General features: G+C 39.6%; 14 protein-coding genes. 7 read left to right on the top strand and 7 right to left on the bottom strand.

The genetic code is table 11. From position 1 onward, the window contains the following. Nucleotides 1–126: 126 nt before the first annotated feature. On the top strand, nt 127–1635 hold the full coding sequence (putP, locus tag A9J31_RS03415) for a sodium/proline symporter PutP (RefSeq protein ID WP_067762566.1): 1509 nt from the start codon (nt 127–129) through the stop codon (nt 1633–1635). 71 nt (nt 1636–1706) lie between these two features. On the opposite strand, the gene A9J31_RS03410 is transcribed toward putP, so the two are convergent. After that, entirely contained in the window at nt 1707–2201 is a 495-nt protein-coding gene (locus A9J31_RS03410; protein WP_067762565.1) for an Lrp/AsnC ligand binding domain-containing protein, read from the bottom strand. Between the two features lie 133 nt (nt 2202–2334). Here A9J31_RS03410 and putA point away from each other — a divergent pair, with 133 nt between their 5' ends. The 4 genes from putA (at nt 2335) to A9J31_RS03390 (ending at nt 8380) form a co-directional block, all read left to right on the top strand. Further along, complete coding sequence (gene putA, locus A9J31_RS03405; RefSeq protein ID WP_067762564.1) at nt 2335–6069, top strand: trifunctional transcriptional regulator/proline dehydrogenase/L-glutamate gamma-semialdehyde dehydrogenase; 3735 nt, start codon at nt 2335–2337, stop codon at nt 6067–6069. Nucleotides 6070–6278: 209 nt separating this feature from the next. Further along, the gene (trmA, locus tag A9J31_RS03400) at nt 6279–7361 is read left to right on the top strand and encodes a tRNA (uridine(54)-C5)-methyltransferase TrmA (RefSeq protein WP_067762563.1); all 1083 of its coding nucleotides are present in this window, start codon (nt 6279–6281) and stop codon (nt 7359–7361) included. 252 nt (nt 7362–7613) lie between these two features. Further along, nucleotides 7614–7838 (top strand): hypothetical protein, encoded by a 225-nt coding sequence (locus A9J31_RS03395; protein ID WP_067762562.1) that lies wholly within the window; start codon nt 7614–7616, stop codon nt 7836–7838. A gap of 293 nt (nt 7839–8131) precedes the next feature. After that, complete coding sequence (locus tag A9J31_RS03390) at nt 8132–8380, top strand: hypothetical protein (RefSeq protein WP_067762561.1); 249 nt, start codon at nt 8132–8134, stop codon at nt 8378–8380. Between the two features lie 100 nt (nt 8381–8480). Here the strand turns inward: A9J31_RS03390 and A9J31_RS03385 are convergent, their stop codons facing one another. Continuing rightward, nucleotides 8481–9251, bottom strand: coding sequence for a phosphodiester glycosidase family protein (locus A9J31_RS03385; protein ID WP_245668199.1), 771 nt, complete (start codon nt 9249–9251; stop codon nt 8481–8483). A 137-nt stretch (nt 9252–9388) separates the two neighbouring features. On the opposite strand from A9J31_RS03385, the gene A9J31_RS03380 reads away from it, so the two are divergent. Beyond that, a complete protein-coding gene (locus A9J31_RS03380) occupies nt 9389–9922 on the top strand; it encodes a lecithin retinol acyltransferase family protein (RefSeq protein WP_067762559.1) in 534 nt (177 codons plus the stop codon). A 2-nt stretch (nt 9923–9924) separates the two neighbouring features. Here the strand turns inward: A9J31_RS03380 and A9J31_RS03375 are convergent, their stop codons facing one another. Then, on the bottom strand, nt 9925–10392 hold the full coding sequence (locus tag A9J31_RS03375) for an SRPBCC domain-containing protein (protein ID WP_067762558.1): 468 nt from the start codon (nt 10390–10392) through the stop codon (nt 9925–9927). 86 nt (nt 10393–10478) lie between these two features. Further along, nucleotides 10479–11534, bottom strand: a complete 1056-nt coding sequence (locus tag A9J31_RS03370) for an aldo/keto reductase (RefSeq protein WP_067762557.1) — start codon at nt 11532–11534, stop codon at nt 10479–10481. A gap of 97 nt (nt 11535–11631) precedes the next feature. Between A9J31_RS03370 and A9J31_RS03365 the strand changes: the two genes are divergently transcribed. Further along, nucleotides 11632–12552 (top strand): LysR family transcriptional regulator, encoded by a 921-nt coding sequence (locus A9J31_RS03365; RefSeq protein WP_067762556.1) that lies wholly within the window; start codon nt 11632–11634, stop codon nt 12550–12552. 9 nt (nt 12553–12561) lie between these two features. Here the strand turns inward: A9J31_RS03365 and A9J31_RS03360 are convergent, their stop codons facing one another. The 3 genes from A9J31_RS03360 to A9J31_RS03355 form a co-directional block, all read right to left on the bottom strand. Then, nucleotides 12562–13170, bottom strand: a complete 609-nt coding sequence (locus tag A9J31_RS03360) for a bestrophin family protein (RefSeq protein ID WP_483757035.1) — start codon at nt 13168–13170, stop codon at nt 12562–12564. Between the two features lie 35 nt (nt 13171–13205). Continuing rightward, entirely contained in the window at nt 13206–13472 is a 267-nt protein-coding gene (locus A9J31_RS15980) for a hypothetical protein (RefSeq protein ID WP_483757034.1), read from the bottom strand. A 145-nt stretch (nt 13473–13617) separates the two neighbouring features. Then, nucleotides 13618–15345 (bottom strand): glutamine--tRNA ligase/YqeY domain fusion protein, encoded by a 1728-nt coding sequence (locus A9J31_RS03355; protein ID WP_067762555.1) that lies wholly within the window; start codon nt 15343–15345, stop codon nt 13618–13620. Between the last annotated feature and the right edge of the window lie 57 nt (nt 15346–15402).

Genomic DNA, 15402 nt, shown 5'->3' with positions numbered 1-15402 from the left:
CACAAAACACGCTTAAATGTTACAGAGTGTAATTTTTAAATCATGCTTATATCAGCGACCTAAGTAACAAGTACAAATTTTCATCTAGGAATGAGATGAATCTGTTCAAATAAGGATGAACTGCCTATGAGCCAATTGAACCCGACATTAGTCACTTTTATTTTCTATATCATCGCCATGCTTGCTATTGGCCTGTATGCCTATAGAGCAACAAAAAACTTTGATGAATATATTTTGGGTGGCCGAAGTTTAGGCAGCGTTGTCACCGCACTTTCAGCAGGTGCATCCGACATGAGTGGTTGGTTACTCATGGGTTTACCAGGTGCAATTTATCTATCAGGACTTTCTGAAGCATGGATTGCTATTGGTTTAATCATTGGTGCTTGGCTGAACTGGCTCATCGTTGCAGGTCGACTACGTGTACATACTGAATATCAGAATAATGCACTCACCTTACCGGATTATTTCACCAGCCGTTTTGCAGATAAAAAGCGTATTTTACGAATATTATCTGCTGTTGTGATTTTGGTATTCTTTGCAATTTACTGTGCATCTGGCATGGTTGCTGGTGCTCGTTTATTTGAAAGTCTGTTTGGCTGGAACTACACAACAGCGCTTTGGATTGGCGCAATTGCCACCATCAGCTATGTTTGTATTGGCGGCTTCCTCGCTATTAGTTGGACCGATACTTTTCAAGCTGGCTTGATGATTTTTGCCTTACTGCTTACCCCCGTTATTGCCTACTTATCATTAGGAACTAACAGTCATGATATGGCGCTACTCCTTGAAACTGCGCGTCCGCAGGCTTCAAATTTATTTGAAGGTTTAAGTACAGTTGCGATTTTATCAAGTATGGCATGGGGTCTAGGTTATTTTGGTCAACCACATATTTTAGTGCGTTTTATGGCTGCGGACTCTGTGAAGTCAATTCCTGCGGCACGTCGCATTGGTATGACGTGGATGATTCTATGCTTAGGTGGCGCAGTTGCTGCTGGCTACGTCGGTATTGCTTACTTCCAAGCACATCCAGAATTGGCAGCTGTAGTGAATGCCAATCCTGAAACTGTATTTATGGAATTAACCAAAATCCTGTTTAATCCATGGATTGCCGGCATTGTCTTGGCTGCAATTCTAGCCGCAGTTATGAGTACTTTAAGTTGTCAACTCTTGGTGTGTTCTACGACTTTGACTGAAGATTTGTACAAAGGTTTCATTCGTAAAAACGCGTCACAAAAAGAGTTAGTTTGGATTGGCCGTGCCATGGTTCTAGCAATTGCGATCTTAGCGATTACCCTTGCCATGAACCCTGCAAGTAAAGTACTTGGTTTAGTATCATATGCTTGGGCTGGCTTTGGTGCTGCATTTGGCCCATTAATCATTCTTTCGTTGTTATGGAAACGCATGACATTGAATGGTGCGATTGTCGGCATGATTCTAGGCGCTGTAACCGTTATCGTGTGGAAAAATTACATGGGCCACACTGGCTTATACGAAATCATTCCAGGATTCATCCTGTCATGGATTGGTATTGTCGTGGTGAGTTTAATGGGCAAAGCACCTTCAGCAGAAGTGACAGACCGCTTTGAAAAAGCCGAAGCGCAATATCAAAAAGAAATGGCTGAAATTGGTAAATAATCTTTAACAACCCACCCAATGTAAAAAAATAGGAGCTAAATGCTCCTATTTTTTTGTTTTTAAATCGGTAGTTATTGTGGACGACTGGCAGGTTTCAGCTTAATTTGCAGACTTTCTTTAATCACTTCCATCACAGGATAGCTCCGTGTTTCTTTGATCCCAGGAAGTTGCCAGAGCACTTGCCCCGAAATTTTTCTAAACTCTTCCATATTGGCACAGCGAATTTTGACAACAAAATCGAAGCCGCCACTGATCATATGACATTCTACAATTTCTGGTATTTGACGTACGGCATCAGAGAAATCTTCGAGTACGTTCGGTGTTGTTTTATCCAATAATATTTCAACAAAAACCACAAATCCATTGTTCAATAGCACTGGATTTAAACGTGCTTCGTAACCTAAAATGAAGCCTTCCTTGGATAATTTTTGCACGCGCGCCAAAGCCGCAGTAGGTGAAAGATTAACCAATTCTGCGAGCTTAATATTGGACAATTTTCCATCTTGTTGCAGTAGCTCTAAAATTCGAATATCTATACGGTCTAAGCTCAAATATGGGCTAGTCATCTGAATTTTTCTCTAAATATAATAAAAACTATAGTGAGTTATTCGGTAAATATTCTGTGATGATAAATTAAATTTAGCACCTTGCTCAAGATTTATTTGAACGTCATAGAACATTGACACGGAAAATTGACACATGAATGGAAAAGTATTTGAAGTCGCGGGAAGCGATGATTTCATCACGGAATTTCAAGACAAAAACAGCTTTGAGCAATCTATAAATACAGCATGGCGTCGTGCTGAAACAGAATGTGTCGAAAACCTTTTAGCACACAGTGAAATTCCCTCTCCAATTTGCGAACAGATTCAAAAACTGGCTTTCGACTTAGCCCATTCATTACGTGAACGTAAAAGCGGAAGCGGCAAGGCAGGTATTGTTCAAGGCCTTTTGCAAGAGTTCTCACTTTCTTCACAAGAAGGCATTGCATTAATGTGTTTGGCTGAAGCACTACTGCGTATTCCAGATAAAGCCACTCGTGATCTTTTAATTAAAGACAAAATTAACCAAGGCAACTGGAAAGACCATGTTGGTCAAAGCAGCTTGATGTTTGTGAATGCAGCAGCTTGGGGTTTAATGCTGACAGGCAAATTGATGGAAACACCACAACAAAAAAGCCTATCTAGCCTACTTACTGGTATTTTGGCGCGTAGCGGTCGAGGCATTATTCGTAAAGCTGTCGATGTGGCAATGCGCATGATGGGTGAGCAATTCGTTACAGGTGAAACGATTGAAGAAGCATTAAAACATGCAGAAGTACTTGAAGATAAAGGCTTCCAATATTCTTATGACATGTTGGGCGAAGCAGCGTTAACCGATCCAGATGCTGAACGTTATTACCAAGACTATACCGATGCCATTCATGCTATTGGTCAAGCGTCAGCAGGTAAAGACGTCTATAACGGCCCTGGCATTTCAATTAAATTGTCTGCCTTACATCCACGTTACCAGCGTTCGCAAATGGACCGTGTGCATGATGAATTATATGGCAAAGTACTTGAACTCGCTCAACTTGCGAAACATTACAACATCGGTTTAAACATTGATGCCGAAGAAACCGATCGTTTAGAAATTTCTTTAGAATTGTTAGAACGTCTGTGCTTTGAGCCAAAACTTGAAGACTGGAAAGGCATTGGTTTTGTTATTCAGGCTTACCAAAAGCGCTGCTTCTATGTTGTTGATTATGTCATTGATTTGGCAAAGCGTAGTCAAAAACGCCTGATGATTCGTTTAGTGAAAGGTGCATATTGGGACAGCGAAATCAAGAAAGCACAAATTGAAGGAATGACTGACTACCCTGTCTTTACCCGAAAAGTGCACACCGACCTTTCATATGTTGCATGTGCGAAAAAACTATTGGCTGCTCCTGAGCAAGTTTACCCACAATTTGCGACCCATAATGCTCAAACCGTGGCAACGATTTATCAACTAGCACAACCTGAACACTATTATCCAGGCCAATACGAATTCCAATGCCTACATGGTATGGGCGAACCTCTTTATGAACAAGTTGTTGGTGCTAAATCTGAAAATAAATTGGGCATTCCTTGCCGTATTTATGCCCCTGTTGGTAACCATGAAACGTTGTTAGCGTACTTAGTGCGTCGACTATTGGAAAATGGTGCAAATACCTCTTTCGTAAACCGTATTGCTGACAAAAATCTTAAAATTGAAGATTTAATTGAAGAACCACGTCAAACCATTTTAGCGGCAGCAAAAAATGAAAATGTAGTTGGTGCAAAGCATTTATCTATCCCCTATCCAAAAGATTTATACGGCCACAACCGTACTAATTCAAAAGGTTTAGACCTCGCTAACGACCATGATTTGTCTGCTTTAAATACAACCGCAATCGAATTAGCCACAGTTCAATGGCAAGCTCAAGCAATGGGAGCTGCTTTTCACGATCTTAGCAATGAAAATGCAATTCAAATCGTTAATCCAGCAAATCATCAAGATATCGTTGGTCAAGTGGTCGAAGCTAGTATTGAACAAGCAGATCTTGCTTTAAATTATGCTGTAGCAGCCCAAAAATCATGGCAAAACCTTTCAAAAGATGAACGTGCAGCCTGCTTAAATCGTGCAGCAGATTTGATGGAAGCTCAATTACAGCCATTCATGATTTTACTATCTCGTGAAAGCGGTAAAACCTACGCCAACGCAATTGCCGAAGTTCGTGAAGCAGTCGACTTCCTTCGCTACTATGCCGCACAAATGATTGATCTTGCAAAAGATACGCAAATCACACCGCTAGGTACTGTGTTATGCATTAGCCCTTGGAACTTCCCGTTGGCAATTTTCTCAGGACAAATTGCTGCCGCATTGGTTGCAGGGAATACCGTTATTGCAAAACCAGCGGAACAAACGCCATTGATTGCTGCACAAGCAGTAAAAATTCTATGGGAAGCCGGCATACCACAAGACGTATTACAACTTCTTCCAGGCCGTGGTGAAACAGTAGGTGCCAAGCTCAGTAGTGATACTCGTATTCAAGGTATCATGTTTACCGGTTCAACCGAAGTTGCACGTATTTTGCAAAAAACCGTTGCACAGCGCCTCAATCAATTTGGTGAAAGTGTCGCATTGATTGCTGAAACTGGTGGCCAAAATGCCATGATTGTCGACTCTTCAGCACTGACTGAACAAGTTGTATTGGATGTTGTGAATTCAGCCTACGACAGCGCAGGTCAACGTTGCTCTGCATTAAGAATCTTATGTGTTCAAGAAGATAATGTTGATATTGTGCGTACTATGCTTAAAGGTGCAATGAAGCAACTTCGTGTAGGCAATCCAAGTCTGTTAAAAACTGATATTGGCCCTGTTATTGATGTTGAAGCTCAGCAAAACATTCAACGCCACATTGATAAAATGCGCAGCAAAGGCTATCCAGTTCATCAAATCATGTTTAATGCAGATGCGAGCGAATTGACTGCTGGAACGTTTGTTCCACCAACGTTAATTGAACTGCCGAATTTGAATGATTTAGAACGTGAAGTCTTTGGTCCAGTACTGCACCTTATTACCTATAAATATGGTGAGATTGAAAACCTACTCGAGCAAATTAATCAAAAAGGCTATGGCCTAACCATGGGTCTACATACTCGTATTGATGACACCATTCAAAAAGTCATTGCTCATGCAGAAGTAGGTAATTTATACATTAACCGTAACATTGTAGGTGCTGTGGTTGGTGTACAACCATTTGGTGGTGAAGGCTTATCAGGTACTGGACCGAAAGCAGGTGGTCCGCTTTATCTCTATCGTTTAATGCATCAAGTATCTGAAAAGAAACTCGCTACACCTTATGCGGCAAAAGTAGAAACGCCAACAGCTCACTTCCCTGCATATGATGCCTTTAAAACTTGGGTTGCACAGCTATTTGCTCAAATACAACTCACACCTCCAAATGCAATTGCTGCTGGACAAAGTTTTGAACTACAAGGCCCAACAGGTGAAAATAACCAATACGCAATTTTGCCACGTTCACGTGTACTGTCCTTAGCCCAGAACGATGTCGATCAATTACATCAGTTTGCAGCAATACTCTCTGTAGGCAGCCAACCTGTCGTATTAGCGGAGAATACTTTTGTGCTGAAATATTTAAGTAGCATGCCTAAAACCCTGATGGATCAATTCAAAGTGATTACCGATCTTTATAACGGTGACTTTGATGCGGTATTACATCATGGCGAAAAAAATGAGTTACTTAAATTACAGCAAGTGATTGCTTCACGTGAAGGCGCAATTATTGGTATCACCCATTTAAACTCCGGCAATTTTGACATTCCCGTTGAACGCTTCGTCATTGAACGTGCAATTAGTGTCAATACAGCTGCGGCTGGCGGTAATGCCAGCTTAATGACAATGAGTTAACTTTTTCCTCGGCTTGCTCAGTCTTTATGAATGTTCCATAAAGACTGAGTTTTTTTATGCAAATAACGCGATAAATATTTTAAAATTAACGCGCGTTAAATCCCACCATGACAAATGATATCCCCGAATTAACGACAATTAATTTAGTCTTATGAGGCTAATTTTGCTAACATGACTTTTTTTAATATGTTTGCGATTTTTTACTGCATATGACTTCAACTTATCAGCAACAACTTGATGCCAAAGTTGCGCGTATCACGGCTCAATTTTCAAATTACGATCCTCCCTCTTTAGAAGTTTTCTCTTCTGCAGAACATAACTTTCGTATGCGTGCGGAATTCCGTATTTGGCATACTGAAGATGATATGTTCTATGCAATGTTTGAACGTGATGCAGATAATCAAAAACAAGTCATTCGCATTGATGAATTTCCAATTGCAGATAAAAGCATTAATGCTTTAATGCCAGTTCTTTTGAATGAACTAAAAGCGACTGAAATTTTATCGAAACGCTTATTTGAAGTTCACTTCCTAGCAACCTTAAAAGGCGAAATGCTGGTTTCACTGGTGTATCGCTGCCCACTTAATGCAGAATGGGAAATTGCTGCAAAAGCACTGTCAGATAAATTAAATATCAAAATTTATGGTCGTAGCCGTGGCCAGCGTGTCATTTTGACAGATGATTACGTTGTCGAAGAGCTTCAGGTTTTTGATCAAAGCTATCAATACAAACAAATCGAAAGTAGCTTTACACAGCCTAACGCACGCGTTTGCCAAAAAATGTTGGAATGGGCTTGTAATGCCGCGAAGCAGTCTGATAAAGACCTATTAGAACTTTATTGTGGGAATGGTAACTTTACTTTGCCATTGTCTAAGCATTTTAATCGTGTGCTCGCAACAGAGCTAGCCAAGTCATCTGTATATGCTGCTCAATGGAATATTGAAAAAAACAACATAGATAACATTCAAGTTGCTCGACTTTCAGCAGAAGAATTTACTCAAGCTTATAACGGTGAACGTGAATTCCGTCGTCTAGAAGAAGCTGAAATTGATATTGCGAGCTACGACTTCGATACAGTATTTGTCGATCCGCCACGTGCAGGTATTGATGATGATACTTTAACGCTTCTACAGCGCTTTGAACGTATTATCTATATCTCATGTAACCCAGATACGCTGCATGACAATTTGCAGCAATTAGCACAAACTCACAAAATTACCCAATTTGCTTTGTTTGATCAATTTCCTTACACCCACCATGTGGAATCTGGCGTTTTACTTGAAAAAATTTAAACAAATTATTTCATGTCATACAAATGTCATTGAGGGAGCTTAAATTTAGCTCCCTTTTAATTTACAAAAATTCTTATATATTGCAAAAACATGCGTTGAACACCACTCAAATATGCCTATTAAAAGACATAACATCAAAAGTCCAATCGAAAAAACGATTGTTCAATTGATTAAAATATCACTTTAGTAGTCTTGCTTTATTTAATAGATTGGCTATATTTCGTCCTATGTTAGGTCGTAAATGAAGGCTCTATGAGTTTTTGGCAAAAGTTGTTCTCAAATGAACAGCAAAACGGGCATAAGAATCAAATTGCCTGTGTTGAAAATGATTGCTCTTGTAAAACCAATGAACAGCTTATTGCTGCTCTTACAAAAGCAACAGATGAAGATGTCATCCTTGGTATTAAAAAAGTGCTTGCAGCACGAGGCTATAGCCGCAAGGAACTCAATGAAATCCAGCATCTACCTCTTCAGTAACATCTGAATAGAGCAAGATCAAAAAGGCATACTGTTTTGGCAGCATGCCTTTTTTCATGTCTGATGTATATGCTTAAAATTGAGTCTCATTATTTTACGCGACTCCATCATTTCTAGCATGTAATGCTTAGCGCTTCTCCAATGCTAGGGACAAAGCCATAAAGATATTGCTCGCTATTTGCCAAACAAACACTATAATTAAAATCCATAAATTGTTATTTTAAATCAATTTATTTTAATACTTAGCATATTAAACCATACAACTAAAACGTAGATAACAACGGAATAGAAAAATGAATCATTTAACTTTAGCCTTAATGACCACTGTTTGCTTCAGCCTGAGCGCATGTAGCAATATGCCCAAAGAGTGCGAAGAGTCATGGGAAAAACTCGAATCTTTTTCCAAGCAAATGGGCTTAAGTGAAGAGCAAATTAAACAACAAAAAGTTCAATTTGAAGAAGGGATTAAAAAGCATCCTAAAGAAGAAGCCATCCAAATCTGCCAAACGCAATCTAATTTTCTAGGTTTAGTTGGTAAATAAATGAATTGTGAAGAGCTGGCAAACAATGGCCTGCAAATTCCATAGGTTTGAGCTTTGATCATCTATCAAGCTCAAACGACATTTAAATACCCATCTAAGACTAACGACAATTAAATACTTGGCTATATGCAACAATTGGTCCTAAGGGCCTCAACTGATCATTACGCTTAAGTTCACCAATATATGCACTTGAAACCGAACCATCTAAATACAAGGCATTTTTCACACCGAGCGTCGTTTTAAAGTAATCTGCAAAATTGTAGAAAGAGACACGCTCATTTGTTATCACAAAATACAACTTACCGTCTTTAATCCCTACCCCATTACGTATTTTTAATGAATCTGAATTTTTAATAAAGTTTGGATTAATCTGACCATTGATCACCAACATGGGGCCAGACTGAGTCGCATATAAGGCTTTAAATGATGATTTCGCATAACTTTGGGTAGTTTCAACTTTGGCTTGTGTATGATTCCAGGCCAAGACACCATTCGGTTGTATTAAGAAATTACCAAAACCACGTGTTGCGCGATTTAGAGCTTTCTCTTCTACAGCACCTTCAATATATAGGCCGACAGGACTCAAATCTGCGTGGTACATACCTGCATTCATTGCAAACTGCATAGTACGACAGTTCTTTTGCAAATCTGCTGAAAGTCGTGAAATAAATTGGTAGGGCTGATGATTCGTATCATTTAAATGAAGTTTTAAATTTTTAAAATCACCAATTTCGACAACATCAGCTAAAATCGGTTTTTTAACCTGAAATACCCGAACGCTACTTTCTGCATAAGTCGAAGCAATACCGAGGTTTATAATGAGTAGCGCACTCAAAATTTTTACACTTGTCTTTAAATATTCTAAGTACACGCTACATCCCTCCCCATATACACAAAATTGATCAAAAATACGATGAAATCCCCGCTAAAATAGTCGATTAATTCACAGATTAAAAGTAGACTAATACTTAAAAATTGTTTGGATATCAAAGTAGGATTCGCATAAGTATGTACGCGCAGAAAGATGGTTATCCATTAGGAGCACATCTGATTGTTAAACACTTCGGCTATACCCATCATGGCATCTATGCTGGTCGTGGACGAGTGATTCATTACTCAGGTTTTGCGCACCTATTTAAAAAACATCCTATTGAAATCACCTCTATCGACCGATTTAGTCATGGCAAAAAAATAATGGTTCAACATTATAGCCAGCCAAAATTTAAGGGTCGAAAAGTGGTACGCCGTATGCGTTCTCGTATGCATGAAAACAATTATCATCTGATTATTAATAACTGCGAGCATTTGTGTACTTGGGCGATAACTGGCGTAGAAAGCAGCCCTCAAGTCTTTCGCATGATGAATCGCCTGACCACAATTGGTTACGTCAGCTCAATTATGAGTTATATGAGCAGCATGATGCTTACTGTCACCACAACCTGCTTCGCTTTAGTATTTTATATTAAAAAGAAATTACGCGAAAAAGCCAAGATGCAAATGCCTGCGAGCTATTTAAAGCCACCACAACATAAAAATCGCTAATATCACGCTTTGGCCATAGTTTCTTCTGTAAATGGGGGAAATTTATCCTCAACCAGTTTTGCTACGATATCATGTTCTAAATAGATTTTAGCTGCATCCAATACTGTGGTAAAACCGCCTGTACTATCAATGACGAAGTCGATGAGCGCTTGATCCTGCAAAGGATTATCATAATTTCTAATTTTGACATAGGTCTGCATACTGGTGATTTTTTCAAAAATAAAATCTACTTTGGTTTTAGGTTCTCCCCACTCAATCTGAATTAACTCATTTTCTTTAATCTTTAAAACATTTACCTCTGCTGACGCCTTATATTTAGGCCAATACCACTGAACTGTTTTTCCTGCTTCTAAATATCCTGATGATTCATTAAACCAAAACTGAGTGGTAATTAAAGGATCAACAAAAGCATTAAACACAATATTGACGGATTTTCGGATTAGCATTTGCGTTTCGATCACAGTACTCATGTTTTATCCTGCGTTGTTTTCTATCAGTGATAGCACAGACGTTCCAAATATCGCTATCACTGATTTGTTATTGATGAATTAAACATTCAATTTGTATGTATGAATTGCGAAGACACCAAAGTTGGATTTTTTTCGCTAAATTGCCCATTCCAATACGGATAGTATGGATACGGCGGATAGACTGCACTCACACGGTTTAGTCGCTCTAACTGCTCTAAAGTTAATGACCATTCTAGAGCCGCAAGGTTATCGATTAGTTGTTTTTCATTGCGCGCACCAATCAAAATACTAGAAATCGTTGGACGTGTTTTGAGCCAATTTAAAGCAATCTGCGGTATCGAACGCTGTGTTTCTAGGGCGATTTCATTCATCACATCGAGCACAGCAAATAATCTTTCTTGGTTTACAGGCGGGGCAAATTGCGCTGTTTCATGTAATCGACTTTGCTGAGGTATTGCATGTTCACGATCAAATTTCCCCGTTAAGCGCCCCCAGCCTAGAGGACTCCACACCACGGCACCAATATGCTGATCGTGTTGTGCCGGCATGAGCTCCCATTCATAATCTCGCCCAATTAAAGAATAATATACTTGATGCACACTTAATTTCTCATAGCCTTGTTGCTGTGAGATTGATTGCGCTTTCATCAATTGCCAACCAGAAAAATTCGAAGCGCCGATATAACGAACTTTGCCACTTCGAACCAAATCATTAAGCGTGCTCATCAACTGTTCAAGCGATGTCATACTGTCAAACTGATGCAGTTGTAAAACATCAATATAATCTGTAGCTAATCGTTTTAAAGAGGCATCGACGGCCGCTATTAAATAGCCTCTTGAATACCCACCTTGATTTATTCCGTCTTGTAACCGTATTCCAACTTTGCTGGAAATAATAACGTCTTGGCGTTTCAACCCAAGCAATTTACCCAACATCTGCTCAGATACTCCATTGGAATATGCATCTGCGGTGTCAAAATCGTTCACCCCATGATCTATACAAAGATCAATCATCCTTTGTGCTTCTGCTAAGTTGGCCTGTCCCCAAGCTGAAAATATCGGGCCTTGCCCACCAAAAGTACCGGCACCAAAGCCAAACTCTGATACAAGTAAGCCAGATAGACCTAAATTTCGATAGTTCATTTTTACTGTCCTGTGTTGAATTTATACACAGAATAAGTACTGAACATTATTTGAAAAACTATGAATATCTAGAAATACTTTCTTGATTTTTTTGAAAATGCAGACTGAAGACTTTAATCTATTTAGCCGTATGGCAATACTGAGTTCAATCAGCCAGGCCGCCAATGAAGCCAACATTTCAGTTTCAGTTGCCAGTGCCCGCCTTATGCGACTCGAACAACATTTAAAAGTTCGGCTTTTTCATCGCACCACGCGACAGCTTCACCTGACACAAGAAGGTGCGATGTTGCTTGAACAAGGTCATCCACTACTCCAACAATTTAATTCATTACTTAATCAATTGAATACTCAGCCGCTAGTACTTTATGGCACGCTTAAAATCACGTGCTCTGAAGTCTTTGGCAATCGTATTCTCAGCCAAGCATTCGCAGCGTTTGCTCAAAAACATTCAAATTTAACTTTAGATATTGAACAAACAGATCAGAACTTAGATTTAATCAGTTCAGGGATCGATCTTGCCATTCGTATTGGACAACTTGAGAGCTCATCATTAATTGCTAAACCGCTGAGTTTAAATAAACGTATTCTGTGTGCATCGCCAAGCTATATTGCACAGACGGGCGAACCAAAAACGCTAGATGATTTATCTCGGCACAACTGTATCTTACAAAAATATCCCAAGGGGCTAATGCAAACTTGGAATTTTGTTCAAGAGCAGCAGGTCATTCAAATCCCTGTCTCAGGTCATTATCAAATTAATTCGGGTGAAGGTGTGCGCCAAGCTGCACTGGCAGGTTTAGGTATTTCGAATCATTCTTTATGGCATGTAGACAATGACCTGCAATCTGGCCGTCTCATTCAAATTCTGCCGAGCTTGCAAGTCCAAAGTACCGCTATCTATGCAGTTATCCCTCATCGAAATTTTGTACCCGTAAAAGTTCAGGCCTTAATCCAACATTTAGAGCAGTATTTCCAACATGACTTTCCGTGGTTTATTTCACCCAATTTAGCTAAATAAATTCTAGGTTTAGCATAAGTTACTGTTATGTGGCTCAATTACAGGCGGCAATTCTTCATTCAAACTACTTAACATTTCACGCTCGATATTTCTCACGATAGAGTCAAGCGGTAAGTCATTTTCTTGTAGTCCAAAAGGTTCTTCGAGTTCTGCACTCAAAGCGTCTAAACCTAAAAATAAGTAAGCGATTAAAGCCACGATCACAGGTGTCCAGATGCCTAGACTAGCTTCCAAACTAAAAGGCAAAATCAAACAAAATGAATATACCGCCCGATGTAATAGCACCGAATATGAAAATGGTAATGGTGTACTCATAATTCGGTCACAACCTGCATGGATATCTCCCATCGCAACGGTATGTCGGGTTAAAGTGCTATAAATAATATCGCTGATTTGTCCCTGCTTATAGTTCTGAACTAAGTTCTTTTGAATTATTTCCAATAAGTACTGTGGCGCATTGATATGTTGAGTACATTGCTGCCACTGTTCGGCTGTCAGTTGAACCTTATCTTGAAAATGCGCGATAGGCTGGCTCTGGTGGCGTAAACGATCTCGTAATAAATAACAAAATAGCATGACACGGTACATTAAGACCTTACGCTGATTGTCATCTAACACATAACTATCTCGGATAATATGCCGTGTATTGGCAATTAAAGCGCCCCAAAGTTTACACCTTCCCACCAACGGTCATAACATGCCGTATTTCTAAAACTTAAAAATATTGAAAGAATCACACCAAAAATCGTAAAACCTATTGCTGGTACTTCAGGCAACATCAAAAAATGCGCTGCACTTAAATATACCAATAATGCAGATAAACAAACCACCACCATCAGTGCAGGCATTACTTTTGGCAAAATTGTGCCATGCCAAGCAAAGAGTAATTTGAAACTGTTATTTTTATTACGGATGATCACGGTGATAGATCCCTTAAATGCGTGAGAAATCAAAATCCGAAGCAGATAAAAGCCCAACCGAAGTTGGGCTTTTATCTTAGCGAAAACATAATGAGCCTTTATGCACTCTCACATTTCGGGCTCATATCAATTTCACACACAGGTATTATTTAGCTGGCTTAAAGCTATCTTTTAAGTCCAAAATACGGTTAAACACAGGTTTTTCGCTTGTATGATCATATTGATCTGCAACAAAGTAGCCTTCACGTTCGAACTGGAAACGATCTTCAGGTTTAGCTTCAGCTAGCGTAGGCTCAATCACAGCTTGAACCACTTTTAATGATTCAGGTGTTAAGTTAGCGAGGAAGTCATCACCTACTTCAGGATCAGATTCTGTAAATAAACGGTCGTAAATACGAACTTCAGCTGCAACACCTTTACTCGCAGAAACCCAATGCACGACACCTTTCACTTTACGGCCTTCAGGGTTTTTACCTAAAGTTTCAGGATCAATTGAACATTTCAGCTCAACCACTTCACCATTCGCGTCTTTAATCACTTCATCACACTTAATCACATAAGCATGACGTAAACGTACTTCACCGCCCGGAATAAGACGTTTAAAGCCTTTCGGTGCCACTTCTTCAAAGTCTTTACGGTCAATGTAAATATCTTGTGTCAATGGAATGATACGGTCGCCCATATCTACGTTTGGATGGCGCGCATGGCTTAAATCCATTGCTTCAGGCAAGTTGGTTAAAGTCACTTTTAGTGGATTTAACACAGCCATACCACGAGCAGCAGTATTTTCTAAAGACTGACGGATGCAATATTCGAGCATTGCAACATCAACAATACTACCATCAACTTTAGTAACGCCAACACGCTTACAGAAGTCACGTAGACCTTCAGGTGTAAAACCACGACGACGCATACCGACAACAGTTGGCATACGTGGATCATCCCAACCATTTACAAATCCGCCTTCAACCAATTTACGTAATTTACGCTTAGAGGTAATGGTGTAATCGACATTTAAACGGCTTGACTCATACTGACGCGGTACAGCTGGTGATTTAACTTTTTCTACAACCCAATCGTAGAATGGACGGTGATCAACAAATTCTAATGTACAAAGTGAGTGCGTTACGCCTTCAATGGCATCTGATAAAGGATGCGCATAGTCGTACATTGGATACATTTTCCACTTATCACCAGTTTGGTGATGTTCTGAATGTAAAATACGGTACAAGATAGGATCACGCATATGAATGTTAGGTGATGTCATATCAATTTTGGCACGAAGGACAGCCTGACCTTCACCTAACTCGCCGTTACGCATCTGCTCAAAACGCGCAAGGTTTTCTTTTACAGAAGCATCACGTTGTGGTGAGTTTTTTCCTGGTTCTACGAAGTTACCACGGTTTAAACGAATTTCTTCTGGTGACTGCAAATCGACATAAGCATCGCCTTGTTCAATCAATTGAACTGCCCAAGTATAAAGCTGATCAAAATAGCTTGATGCATAACGTGGCTCGCCGTTCCACTCAAAGCCTAACCATTTCACATCGTTGGCAATACCATCTACATATTCTTGTTCTTCAGCATCTGGGTTCGTATCATCAAAACGCAGGTTACATAAACCATTGAACTCATCTGCAATACCGAAGTTTAAGCAAATCGCTTTAACATGACCAATATGTAGATAACCATTTGGTTCTGGCGGGAAACGTGTCACCACTTTCTGGGTACGACCGGCAGATAAATCATCAGTAATGACCTGACGTACAAAGTCTAAGCCAGGCTGTTGTTCCTGCTGCGCAGCTTCGACAGGGGCATTGCTATTTATTGTCGGATTGTTAGGCAGGGATGAAACAACATCATTTGGCTTCATGGTAATAAAATCACTTATAAATTGAAAAATAGGACAATTAAAACGCTTTTCTTCATT

The sequence above is a fragment of the Acinetobacter gandensis genome, assembly GCF_001678755.1.
In the GTDB taxonomy this organism is placed as follows: Bacteria; Pseudomonadota; Gammaproteobacteria; order Pseudomonadales; family Moraxellaceae; genus Acinetobacter; species Acinetobacter gandensis.
This window is presented reverse-complemented; position numbering and strand designations above follow the sequence as displayed.